The sequence below is a fragment of the Corallococcus terminator genome, from assembly GCF_003611635.1.
Classification (GTDB): Bacteria; Myxococcota; Myxococcia; order Myxococcales; family Myxococcaceae; genus Corallococcus; species Corallococcus terminator.
This window is the reverse complement of sequence record NZ_RAVZ01000130.1, coordinates 1-24,736: the sequence shown is the minus strand read 5'-3', so window position 1 is coordinate 24,736 and position 24,736 is coordinate 1. Positions and strand designations below refer to the sequence as shown.

The following is a 24,736-nucleotide window of genomic DNA, read 5'->3' as shown; positions in this document are numbered from 1 at the left end:
TCCCGGGACGCCGGACTGACAGGCCGTCACACCGGCCCCTGCCTGCTTTTGACAAATTGTCCGGACGCGTTGTCAGCCCCGCTCCCAAAGCCGGGGAGCCGTCCTATTCCGAAATAATTTCGCGTACTTGGCCGTAAGTCCTGGGTTTCCCACCCGCCCAGCGATGGCACCTGCCTTGCTCACGGTCCCATGTGGGGCTGGCTTTCTCCCGGAAGCGTGATGGAACTCTTCTTTCGTAAATACTTCTGGAGCGTGAACCTGCTGTTCATCCTGCTCGTCGCCCTGTTGGCGGCGCGCACGGTGAATCTGTTCGTCGAATCCTCCATCTCCCCCTCGCCCGCGTCGGAGGCGCCCGCGCGCGTCGCGCAGCGCACCCACGCCGCGGACACCACGCTGGCGTCCATCGACGCGGAGCGCCTGTCGAAGCTCACCGGCGTGAAGCTGCCGGAGCCGGAGGTCGCGGTGAAGCCGCCGGATCAGACCCGTCCGGAGTTCGACGCCAACGCCCCCCCGGCCAAGAGCGGCCTGCGGGTGAAGCTGCTGGGCACGCTCGTCGCCAGCAATCCGGACTGGTCCTTCGCGTCCATCCAGGACATGACCACGCAGCGCTCGCAGACGTACATGATCGGCAACGACCTGATGGGCGCCACCGTCATGGAGATTGAACGCGAGCGCGTCATCATCAACAACGGCGGTCGCAAGGAGTTCATCGACGGGCAGCCCGGGGACGGCGCCGTCGCTGCCTACACCCCGCCCGTCACCGCGCCGACCGCCCCCGCGCCCAACGGCCTGGGCACCGGCATCAAGTCCACCGGGGAGAACGAGTACGAAGTCCCCAAGGCGGAAATCGACAAGACCCTGGCCAACCTCAACGACGTGGCCATGCAGGCGCGCATCGTGCCCGCCTTCAAGGATGGTCAGGCGGTGGGCTTCAAGCTGTTCTCCATCCGCCCGGACTCCATCTATTCGAAGATCGGCGTCCAGAACGGAGACGTCATCCGTCGCATCAACGGCTTCGACCTGAACAGCCCCGAGAAGGCGTTGGAGGTCTATTCGAAGATGAAGGACTCCTCCCGCATCGAGATCGAGATCGAGCGCAACGGAGCGCCGATCCGCAAATCCTACAACGTCCGTTAAACACCCCGTCAGCGCCCGCTCCTCCATGAAGACGCTCCCGTCCTGGATGCTCTGTTTGTGCCTCGCGCTCTCCGTGCCCGCGTGGGCCCAGCGCCGTCCGTCGCAGCCCGGTACGCCCCCCGCGGCCCCGGACCGCGACCGCGACCGCACCATCACCCCGCAGGGGACCACCCCGCCGGCCCGCACCACGGGCACGGTCACCGCGGCCCCGGAGGAGAACCAGGGGCCGCGCCAGACGCCCACGTGTGAAGAGGCCCGGCGCCGCGCGCGCTATGGCATCTACTTCGACAAGGTGGACATCGAGAAGCTCGTCCAGACCGTGTCGGACGCCACCTGCCGCACGTTCATCCTCCCGGAGAACGTGCGCGGGAAGATCTCCATCATCGGTCCGGAGAACGGCCGCGTGGAGGTGGACTCGGAATCGTTCTACTCCGCGTTCCTGGCCGCGCTCGACGCCAACGGGCTCGCCGTCTACCCGTACGGCCGCTTCCTGAAGATCGTCGACAAGCGGTCCGCGAAGCAGAACCCCATCCCGACGATCGTGGACGAATCGACGCCGTACACCACGAACGAGCAGATGATCACCAAGCTGTTCAAGATCAAGTACGTGGAAGTGGAGCCCCTGCGCGGCGTGCTCCAGCAGTTGGTGTCCAAGGACGGCGACACCATCCCGTACCCGCCGGACACGATCATCGTCAACGACGTGGGCTCCAACATCCACCGCCTGGAGCGCCTCATCAACCAACTGGACAGCCGCTCCTCCAGCGATGAGATGCGCATCATCCAGGTGCAGTACGCCACCGCCCAGGACGTCGCGAACACCGTGCAGAAGCTCTTCGAAGCCAAGAGCGGCGCCCGCCCCGGCCAGCGCCCCGGCAGCTTCCCGCAGGGCGTCCCCGGCCAGCCTCCCGGCGCCGAGGGCGGCGTCGCCCCGGGCGGCGGCACCGACACGGGCGGCGCGGTGACGCTGTCGCAGATCATCCCGGACGAGCGCACCAACAAGCTCATCGTCGTGGCCAGCCCCGCGGCCTTCAGCCGCATCCAGGACATCGTCAAGGAAGTCGACATCCCGTCGGAGACGGGCAACAAGATCCAGGTCTACCCGCTGGAGAACGCCAACTCGGAAGAGCTGGCCAGCACCCTCCAGTCGCTGGCGCAGGGCACCGCCAACCGCCCGCAGCGCGGCCCCGTGGTGCAGCAGCCCCAGGGCATCCCGCGCGCGACCACCACCCAGGCCGCGGAGCTGTTCAGCGGCGAGGTGAAGATCTCCGCGGACAAGGGCACGAACTCGCTCGTCATCGTCGCCAGCCCGTCCGACTACAAGAACATCGTCAAGATCATCCAGCAGTTGGATCAGCCGCGCCGCCAGGTGTTCGTGGAGGCGGTCATCATGGAAGTGAACCTGGACCGCAACAGCGAGTTCGGCATCAACTTCCACCAGGGCTTCAGCCTGAAGACGGACGACGGCGCCATCCCCGGCATCTTCGGCACCAACTACGCCGGCGGCGGCGTGCCCCCATCCTTCTCGCTGGCGAACCTGGCCAGCATGGGCGGCTTCCTCGCCGGCATCCAGGGCCCCGTCCTGCCGGAGCTCAAGAACCTGGGCATCGACATCCCGGCCTTCGGCGTGGTGCTCAACGCCATGCAGCAGTCCTCCGACGTGAACGTGCTGTCCACGCCGCACCTGCTCACCAGCGACAACGAGGAGGCGGAGATCACGGTGGGCCAGAACGTGCCCTTCCAGTCCGGCTTCTCCCCGTCCAGCCTGGGCGGCGCGGTCGCGGGCGGCGGCACCACCGGCGGCATCACCCCGTCGCTCCTGGGTTCGCTGGGCGGCCTGGGTTCGCTGTACGCGCCCATCACCCGCCAGAACGTGGAGCTCAAGCTCACCGTGAAGCCGCAGATCAACGAGAGCGACTACATCCGCCTCGTCATCACGGAGCAGACGGAGGAGATCGCCTCGTCGGACCCGGTGCTCGGCCCCACCACGTCGAAGCGCAGCGCGAAGACGACGGTCATCGCCAAGGACATGGAGACGGTCGTCATCGGCGGCATCATGCAGGACCGCACCCTGGAGTCCGTCTCCAAGGTGCCGGTGCTGGGTGACATCCCGCTCCTGGGTCACCTGTTCCGCGACACCACGCGCCGCAAGACGAAGACGAACCTGCTGCTGTTCCTCACGCCCTACATCATCCGCGGCCAGGAGGACTTCCGGCGCATCTTCGAGCGCAAGATGAAGGAGCGTCAGCAGTTCGTGGAGCAGTTCTACGGCCAGGTCCCCGGCTACGACGTGGCGGTGGACTTCAGCCGCAAGCCCGGTCCCCTGTCGCGCATGAACCAGTCCGTCATCAAGGAGGAGCAGCGCGTGGAGAACGGTGGGCCCGGCACCACCAACGAGCGCGTCATCCGCCCGGCGGGCAGCCCCGCCCCCGGCGCCCGTCCCGGAAGCCAGCCCGGCACGCAAGCGCCTGCTTCGCCGAACGGCGCCACGCCCTCCCCCGAGGGCGAGCAGGCTCCGCGAAATTTCGAAGCGCCTCAGGAAGGTTCAGAGAGATCAGTGCCCGCTGAACCGGCACCGCAACCCGAGGTGATCGCGCCCGCTCCGGACGCCGACGCCGACCGGCTGCGCATCCAGCCGGGAAATGGGGAGTAACCTTCATGAACCTGACCGCCGACCCCACGACCCTCCAAGCCGCTGACGCGTCCACTGACGTGGTGGGCGGCCGCAACGACTCCACCCAGGTCGTCGCCCACGGGCAGGCGTACCTGTGTGGCCGGCCGCTCGGGGAGATCCTCCGCGCGCTCGTCCCTGCCCTCACCCCGGAGAAGATCCAGGAGGCGCTCGCCGCGCAGCAGGAGAAGGGTGGCCGGCTGGGCGAAATCCTGGTGGGCATGAAGGCGATCACCGAAGAGGACGTGGCGCGCGCGCTCGGCCACCAGTTGGACCTGCCCTACCTCCAGCGCATCTTCGTGGAGGAGGTGGACGCGAATCTGGTCAAGCGCATCCCCATCAACTTCGCCCGCCAGACGCAGTTGCTGCCCCTGTCCCTGGAGGGTGACGAGGTCATCCTCGCGGTGGCGGATCCGCTGGACACCACCGCGTTGGACCACGCGCGGTTGCTGCTGGGCCAGAGCATCCAGCCCCGCATCGCGCTCGCCTCCACCATCGTGGACGCCATCAACAGCGTGTACGACCGTTCGGTCAACGAGACCGCGGACCTCGTGGACGAGATGGAGACCACCGAGGACCTGGACTCCCTCGCGCACGAGCTGGAGGAGCCCAAGGACCTGCTGGACGCGGACGACGAGGCCCCGGTCATTCGGCTCGTGAACTCCGTGCTCTTCCGCGCCGCCAAGGAGCGCGCGAGCGATATCCACATCGAGCCCGGGGAGCGCGAACTGCTGGTGCGCTTCCGCATCGACGGCGTGCTCCAGGAAGTCATCAAGCCGCCCAAGCGCTACCAGAACTCCATCATCGCGCGCGTCAAGGTGATGGGGCAGCTCAACATCGCGGAGAAGCGCCTGCCGCAGGACGGCCGCATCCGCATCAAGCTGGCCGGTCGCGACATCGACATCCGTCTGTCCACCACGCCCACGTCCTTCGGCGAGCGCATCGTCATGCGTCTGCTGGACAAGACGGCGACGCTGCTGGACCTGGCCGAAATCGGCATGAGCCAGCAGGTGCTCTCGGCGATGCAGTCCGTCATCAAGCGCTCGCACGGCATCGTGCTGGTGACGGGCCCCACGGGCTCCGGCAAGACGACGACGCTCTACGGCGCGCTCTCCAAAATCAACACGTCCGACCTCAACATCCTCACCGTCGAGGACCCGGTCGAATACCAGCTCAAGGGCATTGGCCAGATGGCCATCGCCCCGAAGATCGGCCTGACGTTCGCGCAAGGCCTGCGCTCCTTCCTGCGCCAGGACCCGGACGTCATCATGGTCGGTGAGATCCGCGACAAGGAGACGGCGGAAATCGCCATCCAGGCCTCGCTCACGGGCCACCTGGTGCTCTCCACCGTCCACACCAACGACGCGGCCGGCGCCGTCACCCGTCTGGTGGACATGGGCGTGCAGCCCTTCCTCGTGGCCTCGTCGCTCACCGGCATCCTCGCCCAGCGCCTCGTGCGCCGGGTGTGCCCGGACTGCCGCGCGCCGTACACGCCCACGGACGCGGACCTGAAGGAGCTGGGCTTCACGTTCAAGAGCTTCAAGGACCGCTTCAACACCGACCGCATCTACAAGGCGGTGGGCTGCCCGTCGTGCAACCGCAACGGCTACCGCGGTCGCTCCGGCATCTACGAGTTCCTCTTCGTGGACGACGATGTGCGCCAGCTCGTGCTCAAGAACGTGGACGCGTCCACCATCAAGAAGTCCGCGCTCGCCAAGGGCATGATCACCCTCCTGGACGACGGCGTGCGGAAGATCGCCCTGGGCGAGACGACCATCGCCGAAGTCCTGAGCATCACGCAGGAGGACATCTAGTCCGCCATGCCCGTCTTCGAATACAGAGGCCTCGACTCCCACGGCAAGCAGAAGAAGGGCTTGCTCGAAGCGGACTCGCCCAAGACGCTGCGCTCCAAGCTGCGCGCGGACGGCATCTTCCTGACCGACGTGCTCGGGCAGGCGGAAGGCAGCCGCGCGGGCGTGTCCAAGGGCGCCAACGCGTCGCTCGTGGCGCGCGACGTGGACCTGCGCAAGCTGGCCGGCGGTCGCGTCAGCACGGAAGACGTCGCCATCCTCACCCGCCAGCTCGCGACCCTGCTGGGCGCGGGCGTCACCATCGTGGATTCACTCAACGCGCTGGTGGACCAGGCGGAGAAGGAGCGCTTGAAGCGCGCCCTCTCCGACATCAAGCAACGCGTGAACGAAGGCTCGTCCCTGGCGGACGCGTTCAGCCAGCACCCGAAGATCTTCCCCAGCATCTACATCAACATGGTGCGCGCGGGTGAGGCCTCCGGCGCGCTGGACACCGTGCTGCTGCGGCTGGCGGACTTCACGGAGAACCAGGCCAAGCTCCAGCAGAAGATCATCGGCACCATGCTCTACCCCGCCATCATGTTGCTGGTGGGCGGCGGCATCCTGGTGCTGCTGATGGTGTTCGTCGTGCCGAAGGTCACGAAGATCTTCGAGACGATGAAGGCCACCCTGCCCCTGAACACGCGCATCCTCATCGGCGCGTCCAACTTCATGCAGGCGTGGTGGTTCCTGGTGATTCCGTCCATCGTGGCGGGCTTCATCTTCTTCATGCGCTGGACGAAGAGCCCCAAGGGCAAGCCCAAGTGGGACCGCTTCACGCTCAAGGCCCCCATCTTCGGCAGCCTGGTGCGCCTCTTGGCCATCTCCCGCTTCGCGCGCACGCTGTCCACGCTGCTCAAGAGCGGCGTGCCCATGCTGGCCGCGCTGGACATCGTCAAGGCGGTGATGACGAACTCGGTGCTGGCGGACGCGGTGGAGAACGCCCGCGAGTCCATCCGCGAGGGCGAAAGCATCGCCACGCCCCTCAAGCGCTCAGGCCAGTTTCCGCCGCTCGTGTACCACATGGTCGCCATCGGTGAGAAATCAGGCCAGTTGGAGGACATGCTCCTCTCCGTGGCGGACTCCTACGAGACGCAGGTGAACGTGCGCATCGGTGCGCTCACCAGCCTCCTGGAGCCCCTGCTCATCGTGGTGATGGGCGTGATGATTGCATTCGTAGCGCTCTCCATCCTGATGCCGATTCTTCAGGTGAACACGGCCATCCATTAGGAGGCGTAAGCCGAGCCCATGATGAACGACACGCTCGACCGGTGGATCCAACGCGCGACGCTGGTGGGGCTGATTGCCCTGGCCGCCACGCTGGCGACGGTGGGAGCCTCGCTGTACGCCCACCGGGACCCGCCCACGGCCTCCGGACACCACGGCCCTCCCTGAAGCGCCCCTGACATCCCGACACACCCCAGGCCGGGTGGCCTGCCAGAAAGTCAGTCACCCGAAGGTGAGTGAAGACATGACGACGACGAACGCGAAGAAGCAGCAGGCCCGCCGCAACCGCGGCATGACCCTCATCGAGATCATGGTGGTCATCACCATCCTCGGGCTCATCGCGGCGGCGGTGGGCGTGGCCGTCATCCCGAAGCTGGAAGAGGCCAAGCAGGACACCGCCCGCCTGGACATCCGCAACATCCAGAGCGCGATGAAGCTCTACTACACGAAGAAGGGCTCCTATCCGGACACCGCCACGGGCCTCAAGGCGCTGGTTGACACCCAGAACCTGGAGCGCATGCCCACGGACCCCTGGGGCAAGGAGTACGTGTACATGAACGAGGGCGGCAAGCCGGTCATCACCAGCTACGGCTCCGACGGCAACCCGGGCGGCGAGGGCTCCGACGCCGACATCTCCTCCAAGGACACGGGGCCCAAGCAGTAACCCGTCGATTCTTCCTGAAGCAAAGCCGCGCCTCCCGCGTGTTGTCGTAGGAATGCCCGAGATGACTCCCGAGCACACTTCCTCACCGACGTCCGCGCGTGAGGCGCGTCCCGTTCCTGGCGCGCCCGCCCCCAAGGCCCGCGCTCCGTCCTCCCGGCTGGGTCGCCTGCTGCTCTTGGGCGTGTTCGGCGGGGCCACCCTGCTCGCGTTCGCGCTGGTGTGGGCCACCGAGGACAACACCCTCACCCCCACGCAGCGCCAGGCGCGCGAGCAGATCCGCCGCCTGGAGGGCTTCTTCAAGGCCCACCACCGGCTGATGGGCTTCTTCCCCACCCAGGAGGAGGGCTTCACGCCGCTCATCGCCTCCAGGGTGCTGGAGGGGACGCCCATCGACCCGTGGGGCCACCCATACGTCTACCGCATGGCGGGCAAGACGGGCGCCGTGCTGTCCCTGGGCTCCGACGGGAAGCCGGGCGGCACCGGCGACGCCGCGGACCTCTTCAGCGGCGGCATCGTGGCACAGGGGGTGCAGCCATGACGTCCGCCATGTCCCCTCGTCCTGCCCGCCGCCGGGGTGCGCCCCGCGGTCTGACGCTGATTGAGATCTCCATCGCCATCGCCATCGCGGCGGTGCTGTTCGCCGCGGTGACGGTGGGCATCGGCGCGCTCACGGGCGCCAAGGCGAAGGGCAGCGCGACGGAGCTCGCGGGCGTCATCCGCTCGCTCTACGACTCGGCGGCGCTCAGCGGCAAGACGTGCCGGCTGGTGTTCGAAATCCCGGACCCGAAGCGCGAGCAGCCCACGAAGTACCACGCGGAATGCGCCGCGGGCGGCATCACCACCGCGCGCGACCGGGACAATGCGCTGCGCGAGGACGAGCGCGACCGGGAGAAGGCGGCGCGCAGCGGCGGTGGACAGGATGAGCGCAAGAACTACACGCGCTCGGACAATTCGTCACCGTCCGCGCAGGAGCTGATGGAGCAGGAGAAGACGCGCATCGAGTCCCAGTCCACCTTCTCCGCGTACACGGCGGAGGAAATCAGCCCGCGAGAGCTGCCTGCGGGTGTGGCCGTGTCGGTGTGGACGCGGCAACAGCGCCAGCCGGTGGAGAGCGGCGTCGCCTATCTCTACTTCTTCCCGCAGGGGTACACGGAGAAGGCCATGGTGTTCCTGCGCCAGGGCGACAACGCGTGGACGCTGGACGTGTCACCCCTGACGGGCAAGGTGAACATCGCATCCGAGGCGCTGGAGGTGCCCCGCTCATGAGACATCCGACTCGACGACGGGGCGGCTTCACCCTGCTGGAGACGATGGTCGCCATGGCCATCCTGAGCGTGGCGCTGATGGCCATCTTCGACCTCAACGCGGGCGCGGTCTCCAACCACGTCTACACCAAGCGGCTCACCGTCGCGTCGCTGCTGGCCCGCTCGAAGATGACGGACCTGGAGCAGGACCTCTACGACGACGGCTTCGATGTCGACGACGACGAGAAGTCCGGCGACTTCTCCGACGACGGCTGGCCCCAGTTCAAGTGGCGCGCGCGCATCATCGCGCCCAAGACGGACGGCGTGACGCCGGACCAGCTCATTGGCGCCATCTTCAACCTGCCCATGGGCGGGGGCGGCGACAGCGGCGACCCGTTGGGCGGCCTCGCGGGCCTCTTCGGCGGCGCGGGCGGTGACAAGGGCGGCGCTTCCGGCGGCACCACCACCTCCAGCCCGCTGGGCGGGGCGGCGATGGGCATGGCGCAGCCCATGTTCACGCAGATGGTGGACCAGCTCACCAAGGCCGTGCGCGAGGTGCACCTCACCGTGTACTGGAAGGAAGGCACCCAGGTGGAGAGCGTGGACGTGGTGACGCACGTCGTGTCGCTGGGGCCGGGCGGCGACCGCAACGGCGGCGCCGCGACCAACGCGTCGGGCGGCAACACCGAAGGCGCCCAGAACCAGTGGGTGGATGCCAACGGCCGCGTGGTGGAGAACCCCATCCCGGGTCCCAACGGGACGATGCTGGATCCGAACACGCGCCAGCCGCTGCGCAACCGCCAGCAGTTGCTGGATGAGCTCAACCGGGGCGCAGGTCAGCAGCCGGGCGGCACGGGCGGCATCAACCCGCGCGCGCCGGGCGGCATCTTCGGCGGTGGCGGTGGCCGCGGGGGCTTCCCCAACCTGCCCCTGCCGGGCCGAGGGAGCACCCGATGAGAAGGCGTTCGCGAGGCTTCACGCTGATGGAGGTGATGGTGGCCGTCTCCATCACCGCGCTCATGGGCACCGTCGTGGCCATGGCCTTCCAGACCGGCATCAACGCCAAGGAAGTGGTGGAGGGCGAGGCGGAGCGCTACCGCATGGTGCGCGTGTCACTCAACCGCATGGCGCGCGAAATCGGCTCCGCCTTCGTGAGCGACCGCTACGACCTGCGCCGCTTCCGCGACCAGAACGACCGGCCCACCAACTTCATTGGCGAGCGCAACAAGCTGCTCTTCACCACGTTCTCCCACCAGCGCCTGTACACGGACGTGAAGGAGTCCGACCAGGCGGTGGTGGAGTACTTCGTGGAGAACTCCACGGAGCGCGCCACGCGCCAGCGCATGGACCTGAAGCGCCGGGTGAACCCCAACGTGGGCGAGCGCATGGACCGGGGCGGCACCACGGACGTGCTCTTCGAAGGCGTCAAGAGCGTGGAGTTCGCCTACTGGGATTCGGAGAAGAAGGAGTGGGATGACGAATGGGACACGCGGCGCACGGAGAAGAAGGCCATTCTCCCCACGCGCGTGCGCATCACCGTCGTCGCCCTGGACGAGTCGGGCAAGGAAGCGCGCTACACCACGCAGACGCGCATCGTGCTCAACACGGAACTGCCGAGGTTCAACTGATGGCCCCCTCCTTCTTCCGACAGGTGTCCCGCCGTCGCAGGCAGGCGCAGGCGCCCATCCCGGGCGCGCCGGCCACGAAGGCCGTGCGCCGCGACAAGCGCTCGCGCGGCGTGGCGCTCATCATCGCCATCGTCTCCATCGCGCTGCTCACAGTGGTGGCCACGGAGTTCGCGTACAACAGCCGCGTGGACCTGCAGTTGGCGGCCAACCAGCGGGATGAAGTGCGCGCCTACTACATGGCGCGTTCGGGCATCGCGCTGGGGCGGCTCCTGATGCGCTTCCAGAAGCAGGTGGACCAGACGCCCATCCCCAACCCCATGGCCATGCTGGGGCAGTTGGGCGCCGCGCTCGGAGGCCAGACACCGGCCGCGGGCGGTCAGGCCTTCCAGCCGCAGTCGCTCAACATCCAGTTGTGGAAGCTGGCGCGGGTGGACTGCCACATGCTCAAGGGGCTGGTGAAGAGCGAGGGTGCGCAGGTGGAGGACGACAGCGGCGGCGGCACCCGCAGCCGGCTGGAGAACGACCCCGTGGAGGTGGATCCGAACTTCCAGATGGAGGACGGGGAAGAGGGCGGCGCGGCCATGCAGATGGCGTCGCAGATGCAGCGCCGGTCCTTTGGCGGCTTCGAGGGCTGCTTCCTCGCGACCATCAGCGACGAGGAGGAGAAGCTCAACGTCATGCGCCTGAACACCGGCGGCGCGGAGGCGCAGGCCACCGCGGCGCGCATGATGGACATGCTCGGCGACAAGCGCTTCGAATTCCTCTGGCAGCAGGACGACGCGAACCACGTGCGCTCCACGCCGCAGGACACCGTCATCGCGCTGAAGGACTGGGCGGACGAGGACCCGACGCAGTCGGCGTTCAACCGCCAGGACCCGACGAACCCCTTCGTCGCGGGTTTCGCGGACGAGGGCTCACCGTACAGCCGCTACGAGCCGCGCTACGAGGTGAAGAACGCGCGCTTCGACAGCCTGGACGAGCTGTACCGCGTCCACGGCGTCAACGACCGCTTCATGGCGGCCTTCCGCGACCGGCTCACGGTGTACCCGGACATCAACTCCAAGCCGAACATCAACACCGACGACCCCATCATGCTGGGGCTGGCCATCATGTCCGCGGCGGACCCGAACCGTCCGGACCCGCGCTTGACGGACCCGGTGTTCCTCAACGAGCTCATCAGCCGCATCCGCGCCGCGCGCATGTTCAGCTTCTTCGGCATGTCGGTGCAGGACTTCGTGGGCGTGGTGGAGCAGGCGGGCATCGCGGTCAACCCGGCCATCAAGGGCAACGTCGCGCAGAACCGCTACCTGGGCGACAAGAGCAAGACATTCACCATCAAGTCGGTGGGAGAAGCGGGCAGCGTCCAGAAGACGCTCACCGCGGTCATCCGCCTGGACGACGGGCTGGGCAAGCTCGTGTATTACAGAGAGGAATAGCATGGCCCGCATTCTTGGCCTGGACCTCGGCAGCCACTCCGTGAAGGGGGTGGTGCTGGACTCCGGAACGAAAAGCCACATCACCCAGGCCTTCGCCGAGGTGCGCCGCGCGCAGGAAGGCGAGCGCCCGGAAACCCTGCGCGCCGCCGTGGAGGAGCTGCTCCAGAAGATGCCCGAGGGGCACGTGGATCAGGTCGTCATCGCCCTGCCCGGCCCGTCGCTCACCACGCACGCGGTGAGCCTGCCCTTCTCCGACGCCAAGCGCGTGGAGGCGACGCTGCCCTTCGAGGTCGGCAGCCAACTGCCGTTCGACATCTCGGAGGTCGTGTACGACTACCAGGTGGTCGGCCAGAAGGACACCGGCGGCAAGGACAAGGCCGCGGACCTGCTGGTGGGCGTGGTGCGCAAGGAGGAGCTGAAGTCGCTGCTGGAGCTGCTCACGGGCCTCCAGGTGGATCCGCGCGTCATCACCCACCCGGCGCTCGCGTACCAGAACCTCTTCATCCAGGCGCCCGGCCTCTTCGAGGGCGTGGGCGAGGGCGGCACCATCGCGGTGGTGGACATCGGCCATGAGCGCACGTCGGTGGCCATTGGCCGTCCGGGCCAGGGCGTGGAGTTCGCGCGCACCTTCTCCGGCGGCGGGCGCGACCTGACGCGGGCGCTGGCCACGGAGTTCCAGACGACGCCGGCGGAAGCGCACCAGTGGAAGGAAGCGCACGGCGCGATGGCCAGCGCGGCGCAGGGCCCGGACGCCGAGCGCGCCGCGAACGCCTTCGTGCGGGGCCTGCAACAGGTGCTGCGCGAGCTGCGGCCCTCCTTCAAGTCCTTCACCGCGCGCACCCGCCGGCCCGTCACCGCGGTGGTGCTGGCGGGCGGCACCGCGCGCATGCCGGGCCTGGCGGAGCAGTTGTCCAAGGACCTGAACCTGCCGGTGCGCGTGCTGGCGCTGCCGGCGGACTCGGCCGGGAAGATTCCCGCTTCGGATGCGCCCGCCGCGGCGCAGGCGTACGCGCTGGCGATGCGCGGCAACGCGGCCGGGGCGAAGGCCCCCCGCTTCAACCTGCGCCGGGGTGAGTTCGCCTTCAAGGGCGGCTACGACTACGTGAAGGACCGGCTGGGCCTCCTGGCGTCGTTCGCCGTGACGCTGCTGCTGCTGCTCGTCGCCTTCGGGGTGGTGCGCAACACGGTGCTGGCGCGGCGCGAGGCGGAGGTGGACGCGGTGCTGTGCAAGACGACCCAGCGCATCCTGGGCACGTGTGAACAGAACTACGACCGCGCCATCAACATGCTCAAGGGCGTGGAGAGCCCGGCCGCGGCGCTGCCCTCCATGTCGGCGGTGAACCTGCTGGCGGAAATCACCCAGCGGGTGCCCCCGGAGGTGCCGGTGCGGTTCGACCGCATCCAGGTGGACCTGGACCGCGTGATGCTCCAGGGGGAGACGGACAGCTCCAAGCAGATCGACACGCTCTCCACCGCCTTGAAGGGCCACCGCTGCTTCAAGGACGTGAAGGAGGGCAAGGTGGAGAAGACGCGTGATGGGCAGAAGGTGACCTTCCGCCTGGACGTGCAGGTGCAGTGCCCTGGCGAGACGCAGGGTGGGGAGACCTGAGATGGCGGACATGGGAAAGCTCAAGGAAGTCTTCGCACCGCTCCAGACGTGGTTCGAGCGGCTGAGCGACCGCGAGCGCAAGCTCGTGGCCCTCGCCGGTTCGGCCGTGACGGTGTTCGTCCTCTTCGTCGTCCTCTTCAGCTTCGCCAACAGCGCGTCCGGCTACCGCCGGCGCACGCAGGACAAGCTGGCGAAGCTGCAGGAGGTGCAGGCGCTGGCGACCAGCTACGGCGCCGCCCAGCAGGAGCGCCAGGCGGTGGAGCAGCAGCTCACCAGCAGCAACGTGCGCCTCATCACGTACATCGAGGACAAGGCCACCGCCGCGGGCCTCACCGTGCCGAACATGTCGCCCAAGGGCGACGTGGGTGTGGGTGACGGGAAGATCATCGAAAGCTCCGTGGAGCTGACGTTCACCGACGTGGACCTGCGCAAGCTGACGGACTTCCTGCGCACGGTGGAGACGGGCCCGGGCATCGTGAAGGTGAAGTACCTGCGCGTGGAGCCCCGCCCGGCCACGGACACCCTGACGGCGTGGACCACCGTCGCCACCTACCGGATGAAGCAATAGCCATGGCCTCCGAAACGAAGACTGCCCGCTGGAAGCTCATCGCCGGCTACACCGCGTTCTCCGTGGTGGCGTTCATCCTCTGCCTGATGCTCACCTTCCCGTACGACGCGGTCCGCACGCGCATCGTCACGGAGGCCGCGGCCCAGGGGCTCGCGGTGCGCATTGGAAGCCTGCGGCCCGGCCTGTTCGGCGTCACCGCCACCAACGTGCGCGTGAGCAAGCCGCCCACGCCGCTGGGCGCGGACTCGGTGGCGGCGCTCGCCCGGGGTGAGGCCGGCGGCCTGGGCCCCGCGGAGCTGGGCGAGGCCGTGACGTTCGACAGCGTGGCGCTGCGTCCCGCGCTCTTCCCGCCGGGCCTGGTGGTGAACGCGAAGGCCATGGGCGGCACGGTGCACGTCGCCGTGGGTGGCCTGAGCGCCACGTCGCTGGACGTGGACGTGAGCGGCCTGCAGGCGGGCGGCGGCAACCTGCCGGCCTACACCGGCGTGGACATGGAGGGCCTGCTCAACGCGAAGGTGTCCCTCACCGCGCCGGGCGCGCTCGTGCGCGGGCAGGCGGCGGACTGGTCCCAGGCGACGGGCACGGTGGCCCTGGACACCCAGGGGCTCACCATCAAGGGCGGCACGGCGGCCATCCCCATGGGCGGGGGCCCCGCGATGCCCATGACCCTGCCGCGCATGCTCCTGGGCGACCTGAAGGGCGACTTCCAGTTCGACAAGGGCATGGGCACGGTGCGGACGCTGGACCTCAAGAGCGAGGACCTGGAGGGCACGGGCTCCGGCACGGTGAAGCTGGGCAAGCGGCTGGAGTACAGCGAGCTGGGGCTCGACGTGCGGCTGAAGTTCGAGCAGGCCTTCCAGCAGCGGCTGGGCCCCCTGGCCATCGCGGTGAACATGCTGCCGCAGGACCGGGACAACCCGGGCTACCGAGGCGGCCGGCTCACCGGCATGGTGAGCAGCCCGCGCTTCGGGCCCAAGCGCTAGCCACATCAGGCGGCCTCTCCCAGGTCCCCACCGCCCCCGGTTGAAGCCCGCGCACGCGCCGTGTAAAGCGCTGGCCGCTGCTCCCGGTGCCGGGGGCGCTGGGAGAGGTCGGAATGCCGGAGTTGGTGTTCTTCCGTCGAGGCGAGGAAGTGCTGCGGGTGGCGGTGGACCGGGCGCGGCTGGTGCTCGGTCGGGGCGACTCGAGCGACGTGGCCATTCCGGATCCCGAGGTGAGCCGCCAGCAGGTGGCCCTCCTGTGGGATGGCCAGCAGTGCCGGGTGGAGGACCTGTCCGGCAAGGGCACGAAGGTCGCCGGCAAGCTGGTGGACAAGGGCGACCTGGCTGACGGCGCGGACGTGGAGCTGGGCCAGTGGCGCGCGGTGTTCCGCAAGCACGGCGCCAGCGAGGACGCGGACACGGCCACCGACGTGGGCAACGCCACCGCGGTGCAGGGCCGGGACGCACAGCGCTGGCAGGCCGCGCAGGTGCGCGTGAAGCAGGGCACCACGGAGACGGTGCACCGGCTTACCGGCGACAGCTTCACGGTGGGCAAGGACGCGGGCTGCGACCTGGTGCTCCAGGACCGGTTCATCTCCGGCAAGCACCTGAAGGTGACGCGCCAGGATGGCGTGTTCCACGTCGTGGACCTGCGCTCCACCAATGGCACGTGGCTGGGCCCGGTGCGCCTGTTCGAGGCGGAGGTGACGCTGCCCACCAGCCTGCGCGTGGGCGAGGCGGAGCTCATCCTGGAGACGGTGCCGGCCACGAAGAAGGAGGCGCAGTCCTTCCACGGCATCCTCGGCAGCGACGCGTCGGTGCGGCAGCTCACGGACCTCATCCAGCGCGTGGCGCCGTCCACCGCGGCCGTCACCATCCTGGGCGAGTCCGGCACGGGCAAGGAGCTGGTGGCGAACGCGCTGCACGCGTGCTCGCCGCGCTCGAACCGGCCGCTCATCCCGGTCAACTGCGCGGCCATCTCCAAGGAGCTGATCGAGAGCGAGCTGTTCGGCCACGAGAAGGGCGCCTTCACCGGCTCCGTGGGCGCGCGCAAGGGCGCCTTCGAGGAAGCCGACGGCGGCACGCTCTTCCTGGATGAGATTGGAGAACTGCCGTTGGATCTCCAGGCGAAGCTCTTGCGCGCGCTGGAGAGCGGTGAAATCAAGCGCGTGGGCGCGAGCCGCCCCATGCACGTGGACGTGCGCGTGGTGGCCGCCACCAACCGCGACCTGCTGGCGGCGTCGCGCGAGGGCCGCTTCCGCGAGGACCTCTACTACCGCCTGTGCGTCGTGCCGCTGCACCTGCCGCCCCTGCGCAACCGCCGGGGGGACGTCGTCGGACTGGCGGAGCACTTCGTGAAGGCGTTCGCCCCGCGCGGGCAGACGGTGCGCCTCACCCAGCCCGCGCTGGACCGGCTCCAGCAGCACGCGTGGCCGGGCAACATCCGCGAGCTGCGCAACGTGGTGCACCGCGCACTGCTCCTGCGCAAGGGGCCCTCCATCGACGCGGGCGACCTTTCCTTCGATCAGGAGGTCAACCGCGAGACGGGCATCACCGTGCCGGAGCTGCCGCCGGGCATGACGCTGGAGCAGATGCTGGAGAAGCTGGAGCGGCAGATCATCGAAACCGCGCTGCGCCGCTTCAACAACAACCGCGAGCGCGTGGCCCGGGAGCTGGGCCTCGCACGCTCCACCCTCTTCAAGCGCCTGAAGGACTGGGGCATGACGAAGCAGGACGAGCAGGAGTAGCACCCGTCAGGGGGCGCCGGTGCGGGGCGCCCCCTGCCGCGCTTCACGGGTGCTCGTCGGGCGCGTTCCAGGCCGAGTGCGGCGCCGTCTGTCCGGCGCTGCGCAGGTACCAGGGCACGCTGACCACCACCAGCCGGCGCTCTCCGGACAACAGCAGCGCGCTGCGCATCAGCTCCGAGCGGCGGCCGTACAGCATGGCGCGGTACCAGCGCGCCTCCAGCAACTCCGGCAGCACGATGGCGACGGTGCGGCCCGGCGACTCCGCGAGCAGCGAGTCCAGGTAGTCCAACAGCGGCCACACCAGCGCGCGGTACGGCGACGACACGTGCACGAGCGGCGGAGGCATGCGGCCGGCCTCCATCAGCGGCCCCTGGACGAAGTGCTGCCAGTGGGAGTCCAGCTCCTGCTCGTCGGTGTCTCCGCTGCAGATGTGCACCGCGCGCACGTCGTCGCTGAGCTCCAGCGCGAAGCGCAGCGCCGTCTCCGACGCGTGCGACCAGCGGTCCACCGGCACCACGGCGACCAGCGGCGTGGCCGGGGACAGGTGCACGGGGCGGCGCAACTCCGTGTCCCGCCGCGTGCGCGTGTAGGCCGCGTGGACGCGCGTCAGCAGCAGGATGCCCACGGGGATGATGACGAACGCGGCCCAGCCGCCGTGCGCGAACTTGGACACGCCGACGATGATGAGGGTGAGCGCCGTCATCACCGCGCCGAAGCCGTTGAGCGCGCGGCGCCACTGCCAGCCCTCGCCCCGGTGCCGGTTCCAGTGCACCACCATGCCCGCCTGCGACAGCGTGAAGGCCATCAACGCGCCAATGGCGAACAGGGGAATCAGCCGGTCGGTGATGCCCCGGCACGCGATGAGCAGCAGCGCCGCGAGCCCCGACAGGGTGAGGATGCCGCGCGACAGGGCCAGCCGCCGGCCCCGGTGCGCGAAGCCCGGGGGCAGGTAGCGCTCGCGCGCCAGCACCTGGCAGACGAGCGGGAAGCCCGCGTAGCTGGTGTTGGCGGACAGCGCGAGCACGCAGAGGATGGCGGCCATCGCCACGAAGTAGAAGGCGCCGCGCCCCATCACCGCCGCGATGAGCTGCGACAGCACCGTCTGGTAGCCCACGGAGCCGGGCACCGTCGCGCCCACGCCGTACGCCCGGCACAACAGCGCGATGCCCAGCAGCATCGTGACGAGGATGCCGACGATGACGCCCAGCGTGACGCGCGCGCGGCGGATGGTCGGGTCCCGGAAGATGGGCACGGCGTTGCTGATGGCCTCCACGCCCGTCATGGCCGTGCACCCGCTGGCGAAGGCGCGGATGACGAGCCACGCCCCCACGGAGGCGGTGGGCAGCGCCAGGGGCGGAGGCGCCTGGATGGGCGTCGCGTGGCCCGTGACGAGCTTGAACAGGCCCACAACCAGCACCACGCCGAGCGACCCGATGAAGAACCACGTGGGCACGACGAACACCGCGCCCGCTTCGCTCACACCGCGCAGGTTCACCAGGGTGAGCAGCGCGAGGATGCCCAGGGCGATGGGCAGCACATGCGGCTGGAGCGCGGGGAACGCGGACACCAGCGCGCCCGTGCCGGCGGAGATGCCCACGGCCACGTTGAGCATGTAGTCGAGCATCAACGCCGTGGCGGCCAGCAGGCCCGCGCCCCGCCCCAGGTTCTGCTTCGCCACGGTGTACGCGCCGCCGCCGCTCGGGTACGCGGCGATGGTCTGCGCGTAGGAGCCCGCCACGACCATCAGCAGCCCGACGATGGCCGCGGTGATGGGAAAGAGCAGCCACAGCCCCGCGGGCCCCAGGGGCCGCAGCACGGTGAGCGCGGCCTCCGGTCCGTACGCGGCGGAGGACAGCGCATCCAGTCCGAGCAGGGCCACACCGGTGAGCACGCCCGTCTTCTCCTGCATCGCCTGGGCGCTGGTGAGCGGGCGCCCCAGGAGCAGGTCCACGATGCCGCTGCCCTCCCGCTTCCGGGGCATGTACGGCCTCCTGCTTCCCATGTCCGCCGTCTGAGCCATGGCGCCCCCCAGGACAGCAACGTGCGCACCGGCCGCGCCGTGGGGGCCCCAGGGCCCGGCTCCGTGGACGGAGTCCGGTGGGGCCTGCGGGAGGACGGCCGGCCCGGGGCCCCTCCCCGGAGTCCGAGAAGACGGTGCGGTGGCCTCCGTGCCGCTGCCCTCCGGGGCGATAGACCCTTTTCGCGCGCCCATTCGTTTCAGGAGGCAGACACAGGAGACCGTCCGCCATGGGCCCGCACGCCGCCGCCGTCTTCCCCTTCCCCACCCTGAATGACCTGTACGCCCATCACCGTCCCCGGGCCCTGGCCATCGCCCGGCGCATCGTGGGGGACACGGACGACGCGGAGGACGTGGTGCAGGACGTCTTCCTGCGCCTGTCGCGTCAACCGCCGGGGCTGGACGGCCGGGCGACGTGGACCACGTGGCTGCACCGGGTGATGGTCAACAGCAGCATCAACTGGCTGCGCGCGCGCAGGCGCCGGGAGCGGCTGACGCATGCGCCCCAGGAGACCGTGTCGCCCGAAGCGCACGCCATGGGCGAACAGATGCAGCGCCACTTCCACGAAGCGCTGGAGGAGGTGAACCCCCAGCAGCGGCAGGTGCTCTACCTGCGCGAGGTGCGCGGCCTGGGCTCGGCGGAGATCGCCCGGCTCCTGCGCATCCCGGAGGGCACGGTGAAGAGCGCCCTGCACCGGGGCCGCCAGCGCGCCCTCACCGTGATGGAGGAGCGCGGCCAGCGGCCGTGAGGCCTATTCGTCGCCCTTGCTGCCGACGAATTGATCCGTCTTCTCCTTGAAGAGGACGTTGAAGCTGGTGAGCGACCCGTACACGCGGGTGATGTAGCTCTGCATCTCCACCTTCTCCGCCTCGGAGAGCTTGGGGTGGGCGTTGAGCTTCTGCTCCAGCACGCGCAGCCGGTCGCGCACCATCGTGACCTTGTGGAACAGGTTGTCGATGGGCAGGTCCTTCGCCTGGAGCTCCGGGTTGCCCGGGACGAGGCGCACCGTGCCGCCCTCCCACTTGGCGGCGAGCGGCGGCTCACTGAGGCCGGACGCCTCCCGGAAGATGTCCATCAGCTCTTCGCGCGTCATGTTCAGCCCTTCCAGGTCCACCACGTCGTTGGGGTCCGCGCGCCGGCGCACCACCACGGGCGCCACGCTGCGTGCCGTGCGGCCCCGCGCACTGCCTTGCGCCACGGGAAGCGGGGCCGCGGAGCCCTTGGGCGCGTACTTGTCACAGATGGGGGCGGAGGGCGGAAACATGCCGCGCGAGTTCTGCATGCGGCACGGCCCCACCCACCCCCGGTGATCCACGGAGTGCGGACTCCACAGCTTGCAGTTGCCGCACACCCGTTCCTCGGGACGGAAGGTGGGAAGTGCTGGCGACCCCTCTCCCGCGTCCGACATATCAGCGCGCCTCCTTCACCACCGGCGAGCCCTTGCGGATGTTGAGCTCACGCAAGAGCGCGTCCGCGTTCTCGACCTGGTCGAGGTTCCACAGCAGGTAGCGCACGTCCACGTTGACGTTCCGGGCCACGTCCGGATTGTAGCCGAAGTCGTTCGCGACGTTCTCCCACACGCGGTCGAAGTTCACGCCCACCAGCTCGCCCTTGCCGTTCACCGTGGGGCTGCCGGAGTTGCCGCCCGTGGTGTCCGCGTCCGACAGGAAGTCCACCGGCACGTCCTTGAGCTTGGGGTCCACCCACGGGCCGAACTTCTTCGCCTCCGCGGTGGCGCGCACCTTGGGGGGCGCGTTGAAGGGCTCCTCGCCGGTGTGCTTCTGGAGCATGCCCGTCAGCGTCGTCTGCGGCATGTACACCGCGCCGTCGCGCGGCGTGTAGCCCTGCACCTTGCCGAACGACACGCGCAGCGTGCTGTTGGCGTCCGGCGCGATGGGCTTGCCCGCCTGCGCCATCACCGCCGCGCGCCACGCCGGCCGCAGCCGGGACGCCGCGCCCTGACGCCGGTCGCGGGTTTCATCCAGCGCCGCCTGCTCCTTGGCCAGCGCCTGGCCGAACGCGAGCAGCGGATCCTTGCGCGCGTCGAGCTGCGCGGGGGTTTCGTCCGCCATCTTCAGGCGCTCCGCCAGCGTGAGGACCTTCGTGCCCGCGTAGAGCGCGTCGATCTTCGCGGTGACGTCCTTCTGCACGTAGGCCTTGCCGAAGTGGGTGTCCACGGCGCTGATGCGCTCGTCGGGCTTGAGCGCCTGGGCGCGCTTCACGAACGCGTGCAAGAGCGCCTTGTCCGCGGCGATGAAGAGGTTCTTCTGGGCGCGCTCCAGGCCGTCCTTGATGCGAGGCAGCTCGCGGTCCATGTACTCCGGGCGGCGCTCCAGGTCCGGCTTCGCGCGCTCCATGGACAGCCGGGACAGCCTCGTCGCAAGCGCGGGCCCCTGCGCCAGACGGCCGGACATGCCGAGCAGGAAGTCGCGCTCGAAGGTCTTCGCGGACGCCTGCTGTTCGGTGAGCAGTGCGTCGCGGGCCTGGAGCGCGTCGGTCCACTTCGCGCCGCCCTTCTGGGCCCAGGCGACGACGGTGGCTTCGGCGGCGCGCTGCTTCTCCACCAGTTGGCCGCGCCGCATGCCGGTGAGCTGACCGTCCGCGTTCTTGTAGACGTTGTGCAGGCTCTTGAGCTGCGAGGCCACGGCGATCTTCCCCGCGGGGTCCTTCTCGCCTTCGGCCTCCAGCAGGGAGATGGCCTCGCCCAGCACGTCGCGGATGCGCGGGTAGTGGCGCGCCTGACGCTCGGCCATCTCGTCCGCGAGCAGCGTGCGGTAGGTCATGCCCGGGTAGCCCAGCACCATCACGAAGTCGCCCGGCTTCACGCCCTCGGTGGACAGAGGGAAGAAGAACTCCGCCTTGTAGGGCACGTTCTTCTCGCTGTACGCGGCGGAGCTTCCGTCCGGCGCGGTGTACGCGCGGATGATGGAGAAGTCGCCGGTGTGGCGCGGCCAGGACCAGTTGTCCTCTTCCCCGCCGTACTCGCCCACCGCGCGGGGCGGCGCGTACACGAGCCGCACGTCCTGCAACTCCACCGCGTCCACCAGCGTGTAGTTGACGCCGCCATCGAAGGTCGCGACCTGGCAACGGGTGGCGGGGCGCTTCTCGCACTCGGCGACCAGCTCCTTCTGCTTGCGGTCCACGGCCTTGTAGCGCGCCAGGTCGTCCGCGCCCTGAGGCACCGCGGCGTTGATCTGCGCCGTCACGTCCGTGAAGGCGCGCGGCACCTGCACGCGCGAGCCCTTGCCCGGGAGCTCCTCGGCCGGGCTCTTCGCGAGGAAGCCGCCGGTGATGAGGTCGCGCTGCGGGGAGCTGTGCTCCTGGATGATGCCGAAGGCGCAGTGGTGGTTGGTGATGATGAGGCCGGAGGCGGAGATGAACGACCCGGAGCAGCCGCCGGTGTTCACCGTGCCCGCCAGCAGGCCAGTGCCCCTTTTGGGGTCCCACAGCTTGTTGGGAGGAAGCTTCAGGCCCTGGGCCTTGAGCCAGGCGGGGCTGAGTTCCAGCACCTGCTGGGGGGTCCACTTGCCTTCCCCGGCGAAGGCCGGGGCCGCCACGAGACAGAGGAGGAGGAGCGTCTTCTTCATGGTGTCCCCTCCCTACCCCGTCCGGTGCCCGGGCGCGACCGTTCCGGTGTCAGCGGAAGGCGTTTTCGCGGAAGATGGAACGCCCCTGGATGTTGCGGTGTCCAGGCAGGCAGGGGCGAGGGAGTCAGCGATGCGAACGGCGAGCGGAGCAACCCTGGATGTCGGTCGGCTGGCGCTGCTCCTGCTGATGCTGGGGGCGTCCTGGTATTTCTGGGACTCGCCGGTGCTCTACCCGGTGAAGCTGCTGGTGGTGATGATGCATGAGAGCGGGCATGCCATCGGCACGCTGGTCATGGGGGGCTCGGTGGACCGGGTGCACCTGGCAATGAACGAGGGCGGCGAGTGCATGTCGCGCATCCCCCCGGGCTTCCTCAACATGGTGGTGCTGTACTCGTCCGGCTACCTGGGCAGCGCGGTGGCGGGCGCGGCGCTGATGGTGGCCACGTTCCGCTTCCAGTTGGGCCGCGCGGTGATGGGCGCGGCGGCGGTGTGGCTGGCGGTGATGGGCGTCTTCTACGCGGGGGACCCGTTCACGCTGGTGTTCTGCCTGGGCATGGCGGTGGCGCTGGGCCTGGGGACGCGGTTCCTGCCGTCGGTGGTGGTGGACGCGCTCAACCTGTTCCTGGCGGCCTTCACGTCGCTCTACGCGCTCTTCGACCTGCGCTCCGACCTGTGGGACAGCACCCGGCGGAACATGACGGACGCGGCGCTGCTGGCCAACGTCACCTGGGTGCCGTCCATCGTCTGGGCGGCGCTGTGGTCGCTGCTGTCGGTGGTCCTGCTCATCGCGGCCGCGTACTGGTCGCTGCACGCGAAGCCCCGCGACGGCGGCGGCGTGCGCATGCCGCCCGTGGCCCGGGCCCGGCGGGTGTGACCGGGCCCCGGGGGAAGCCGCGGCCCTACTTGCGCGGCCGCATCCGGAACGCCACGAACGACGCCATGTCGGGGAAGGCGAAGTACGGGTTCTTCTGGCGCACGGCGTCCATGCCCGCCACCGGCACGTCCGCGTAGTCGTGCCCCGGGAACAGCCGCGCCGAGTCCGGCACCTTCAGGAGCACCTGTGACAGCGAGAGGTACATCGCCTCCGGGTTGCTGCCCGGCAGGTCGCACCGGCCGCACCCGTTGATGAACACCGTGTCCCCGGACACCAGCGCGTCGTCGGCCAGCAGGCAGTGCGACCCCGGCGTGTGCCCGGGCGTGTGCAGCGCCTGGAACGTGCGCGAGCCCACCGGCACCGGATCCCCCGCCTTGAGCGGACGCAGCGCGTCGCCGCCCCACTTGCGCAGCTCGCGCGAGAAGGCGACCTCCTCCTCCTGCGCGTACACCGGCACGTCGTGGCGTGACAGCAGCTCCTCCAGGCCGTTGATGTGGTCGCCGTGGCAGTGGGACACGAACGCCCCCACCACCCGCTTGCCGTCCTGGGCCACCGCCGACTCGATCTCCATCACGTCCCAGGCGGGATCCACCACCACCACCTCCGGCCCGTCCGCGGGCCCCACGAGGTAGACGAAGTTGTCCATCGGTCCCAGCTTCAACTGGCGTACGTACGGCATGGGCATGGTTGTCCTCCGAGCGACCACTCTACGACCAAGGCTTGCCGCCCTGGGCCTGTTCCCGTTGAATGCCTCTTTTGACGTGGCGACGCCCGTCCCCTCAGGAGGTCTCCCTTCCGTGAAGCGCCTGCCCACCCTGCTCGCCTGCTCGCTGCTCGCCAGCGCGAATGTCTCCGCCGCGAGCCGGGGGACCGCATCCACCTTCCGCTACAAGCCCACCAGCGACGATGAGCGCCCCGTCGTCGTGGACGCCACCATCGGGCCCCAGGGCAGCGACTTCGCCATGCGGCTGAAGTTCAACAAGCTGCCGTTCGGCGAGGAGTGCAAGCAGCGCTGCGCCAACGTCACCCTCTTCCTGGACACCGACTCCAGCGTCCAGTCCGGCCTCCACCTGGCCACCAAGGGTCCGGAGAACGGCGCCGACCTGGCCGTCGTCATCCAGGGCGTGCGCGAGTACAAGCGCCAGGACGCCCCCCCCGTGATGATGCTCCGCGTGAAGGTGCGCCAGTTGGGCACCGACGCCAACAGCACGGACGGCGGCGAATTGCTCGCCGACCTCAACGACCGCCAGGACCCCGAGCGCATCCAGGTCGACGGCAACACCGTCTACCTGCTGGTGGACGCCACCAGCGCCCTGCTGCCCTCCGCCCGCAAGGTCCGCGTCGTCTACCACCCCCCCGGCGGCAATGCCGTCCAGGCCACCATCCCCGGAATGCTCGGAAGCAGCTCCGGCCGGGGCGTGCAGATCTTCAAGAACGGCAGCGGCAACTGGGGCCGCGCCCCGGCCGGAGCTGCTTCCGAGCATTCCGGGGATGGTGG

General features: G+C 69.3%; 22 protein-coding genes. 18 read left to right on the top strand and 4 right to left on the bottom strand.

All coding sequences use genetic code 11. The features are described from left to right. Positions 1-219: 219 nt before the first annotated feature. The 15 genes from gspC (at position 220) to D7V88_RS19570 (ending at position 16,759) form a co-directional block, all read left to right on the top strand. Entirely contained in the window at positions 220-1,137 is a 918-nt protein-coding gene (gspC, locus tag D7V88_RS19635; RefSeq protein WP_208726375.1) for a type II secretion system protein GspC, read from the top strand. A gap of 25 nt (positions 1,138-1,162) precedes the next feature. Further along, a complete protein-coding gene (gene gspD / locus D7V88_RS19630) occupies positions 1,163-3,790 on the top strand; it encodes a type II secretion system secretin GspD (protein WP_120542185.1) in 2,628 nt (875 codons plus the stop codon). A 5-nt stretch (positions 3,791-3,795) separates the two neighbouring features. Then, positions 3,796-5,622: a type II secretion system ATPase GspE gene (gspE, locus tag D7V88_RS19625; RefSeq protein ID WP_120542184.1), complete on the top strand. Its 1,827-nt coding sequence runs from the start codon at positions 3,796-3,798 to the stop codon at positions 5,620-5,622. 6 nt (positions 5,623-5,628) lie between these two features. After that, positions 5,629-6,885: a type II secretion system inner membrane protein GspF gene (gspF, locus tag D7V88_RS19620; protein WP_120542183.1), complete on the top strand. Its 1,257-nt coding sequence runs from the start codon at positions 5,629-5,631 to the stop codon at positions 6,883-6,885. 18 nt (positions 6,886-6,903) lie between these two features. Next, entirely contained in the window at positions 6,904-7,050 is a 147-nt protein-coding gene (locus tag D7V88_RS43660) for a hypothetical protein (RefSeq protein WP_167509861.1), read from the top strand. A 76-nt stretch (positions 7,051-7,126) separates the two neighbouring features. Continuing rightward, a complete protein-coding gene (gene gspG / locus D7V88_RS19615) occupies positions 7,127-7,546 on the top strand; it encodes a type II secretion system major pseudopilin GspG (RefSeq protein ID WP_120542182.1) in 420 nt (139 codons plus the stop codon). Positions 7,547-7,607: 61 nt separating this feature from the next. Then, positions 7,608-8,084 (top strand): type II secretion system protein GspG, encoded by a 477-nt coding sequence (locus tag D7V88_RS19610; RefSeq protein WP_120542188.1) that lies wholly within the window; start codon positions 7,608-7,610, stop codon positions 8,082-8,084. Then, positions 8,081-8,812 (top strand): prepilin-type N-terminal cleavage/methylation domain-containing protein, encoded by a 732-nt coding sequence (locus D7V88_RS19605; RefSeq protein WP_120542181.1) that lies wholly within the window; start codon positions 8,081-8,083, stop codon positions 8,810-8,812. Before D7V88_RS19610 ends, D7V88_RS19605 begins: the two co-directional genes overlap by 4 nt. Beyond that, on the top strand, positions 8,809-9,747 hold the full coding sequence (locus D7V88_RS19600) for a type IV pilus modification PilV family protein (RefSeq protein ID WP_120542180.1): 939 nt from the start codon (positions 8,809-8,811) through the stop codon (positions 9,745-9,747). Before D7V88_RS19605 ends, D7V88_RS19600 begins: the two co-directional genes overlap by 4 nt. After that, entirely contained in the window at positions 9,744-10,418 is a 675-nt protein-coding gene (locus D7V88_RS19595) for a type II secretion system protein GspJ (RefSeq protein WP_120542179.1), read from the top strand. Before D7V88_RS19600 ends, D7V88_RS19595 begins: the two co-directional genes overlap by 4 nt. After that, complete coding sequence (locus D7V88_RS19590; protein WP_120542178.1) at positions 10,418-11,854, top strand: type II secretion system minor pseudopilin; 1,437 nt, start codon at positions 10,418-10,420, stop codon at positions 11,852-11,854. Before D7V88_RS19595 ends, D7V88_RS19590 begins: the two co-directional genes overlap by 1 nt. A gap of 1 nt (position 11,855) precedes the next feature. Then, entirely contained in the window at positions 11,856-13,463 is a 1,608-nt protein-coding gene (gene pilM / locus D7V88_RS19585) for a pilus assembly protein PilM (RefSeq protein ID WP_120542177.1), read from the top strand. A 10-nt stretch (positions 13,464-13,473) separates the two neighbouring features. Next, complete coding sequence (locus D7V88_RS19580) at positions 13,474-14,031, top strand: type II secretion system protein M (protein WP_120542187.1); 558 nt, start codon at positions 13,474-13,476, stop codon at positions 14,029-14,031. Positions 14,032-14,033: 2 nt separating this feature from the next. Beyond that, on the top strand, positions 14,034-15,014 hold the full coding sequence (gene gspN, locus D7V88_RS19575; protein ID WP_120542176.1) for a type II secretion system protein GspN: 981 nt from the start codon (positions 14,034-14,036) through the stop codon (positions 15,012-15,014). A 113-nt stretch (positions 15,015-15,127) separates the two neighbouring features. Continuing rightward, complete coding sequence (locus D7V88_RS19570) at positions 15,128-16,759, top strand: sigma 54-interacting transcriptional regulator (protein ID WP_120542175.1); 1,632 nt, start codon at positions 15,128-15,130, stop codon at positions 16,757-16,759. Positions 16,760-16,802: 43 nt separating this feature from the next. Here the strand turns inward: D7V88_RS19570 and D7V88_RS19565 are convergent, their stop codons facing one another. Continuing rightward, the gene (locus tag D7V88_RS19565; protein ID WP_120542174.1) at positions 16,803-18,740 is read right to left on the bottom strand and encodes an APC family permease; all 1,938 of its coding nucleotides are present in this window, start codon (positions 18,738-18,740) and stop codon (positions 16,803-16,805) included. Between the two features lie 266 nt (positions 18,741-19,006). Here D7V88_RS19565 and D7V88_RS19560 point away from each other — a divergent pair, with 266 nt between their 5' ends. Continuing rightward, positions 19,007-19,525: an RNA polymerase sigma factor gene (locus D7V88_RS19560; protein ID WP_120542173.1), complete on the top strand. Its 519-nt coding sequence runs from the start codon at positions 19,007-19,009 to the stop codon at positions 19,523-19,525. A 3-nt stretch (positions 19,526-19,528) separates the two neighbouring features. On the opposite strand, the gene D7V88_RS19555 is transcribed toward D7V88_RS19560, so the two are convergent. Both D7V88_RS19555 and D7V88_RS19550 read right to left on the bottom strand, forming a co-directional pair. Further along, on the bottom strand, positions 19,529-20,185 hold the full coding sequence (locus D7V88_RS19555) for a DUF8685 domain-containing protein (RefSeq protein WP_120542172.1): 657 nt from the start codon (positions 20,183-20,185) through the stop codon (positions 19,529-19,531). Position 20,186: 1 nt separating this feature from the next. Beyond that, positions 20,187-22,364 carry a S46 family peptidase gene (locus tag D7V88_RS19550; RefSeq protein ID WP_120542171.1) on the bottom strand — a complete coding sequence of 726 codons (2,178 nt, stop codon included), beginning with the start codon at positions 22,362-22,364 and terminating at the stop codon, positions 20,187-20,189. Positions 22,365-22,494: 130 nt separating this feature from the next. Between D7V88_RS19550 and D7V88_RS19545 the strand changes: the two genes are divergently transcribed. Then, complete coding sequence (locus D7V88_RS19545; protein WP_120542170.1) at positions 22,495-23,238, top strand: M50 family metallopeptidase; 744 nt, start codon at positions 22,495-22,497, stop codon at positions 23,236-23,238. Positions 23,239-23,263: 25 nt separating this feature from the next. On the opposite strand, the gene D7V88_RS19540 is transcribed toward D7V88_RS19545, so the two are convergent. Beyond that, positions 23,264-23,923, bottom strand: a complete 660-nt coding sequence (locus D7V88_RS19540; RefSeq protein WP_120542169.1) for an MBL fold metallo-hydrolase — start codon at positions 23,921-23,923, stop codon at positions 23,264-23,266. Between the two features lie 112 nt (positions 23,924-24,035). On the opposite strand from D7V88_RS19540, the gene D7V88_RS19535 reads away from it, so the two are divergent. Further along, a partial coding sequence (locus D7V88_RS19535; protein WP_120542168.1) for a hypothetical protein occupies positions 24,036-24,736 on the top strand: 701 nt, incomplete at its 3' end.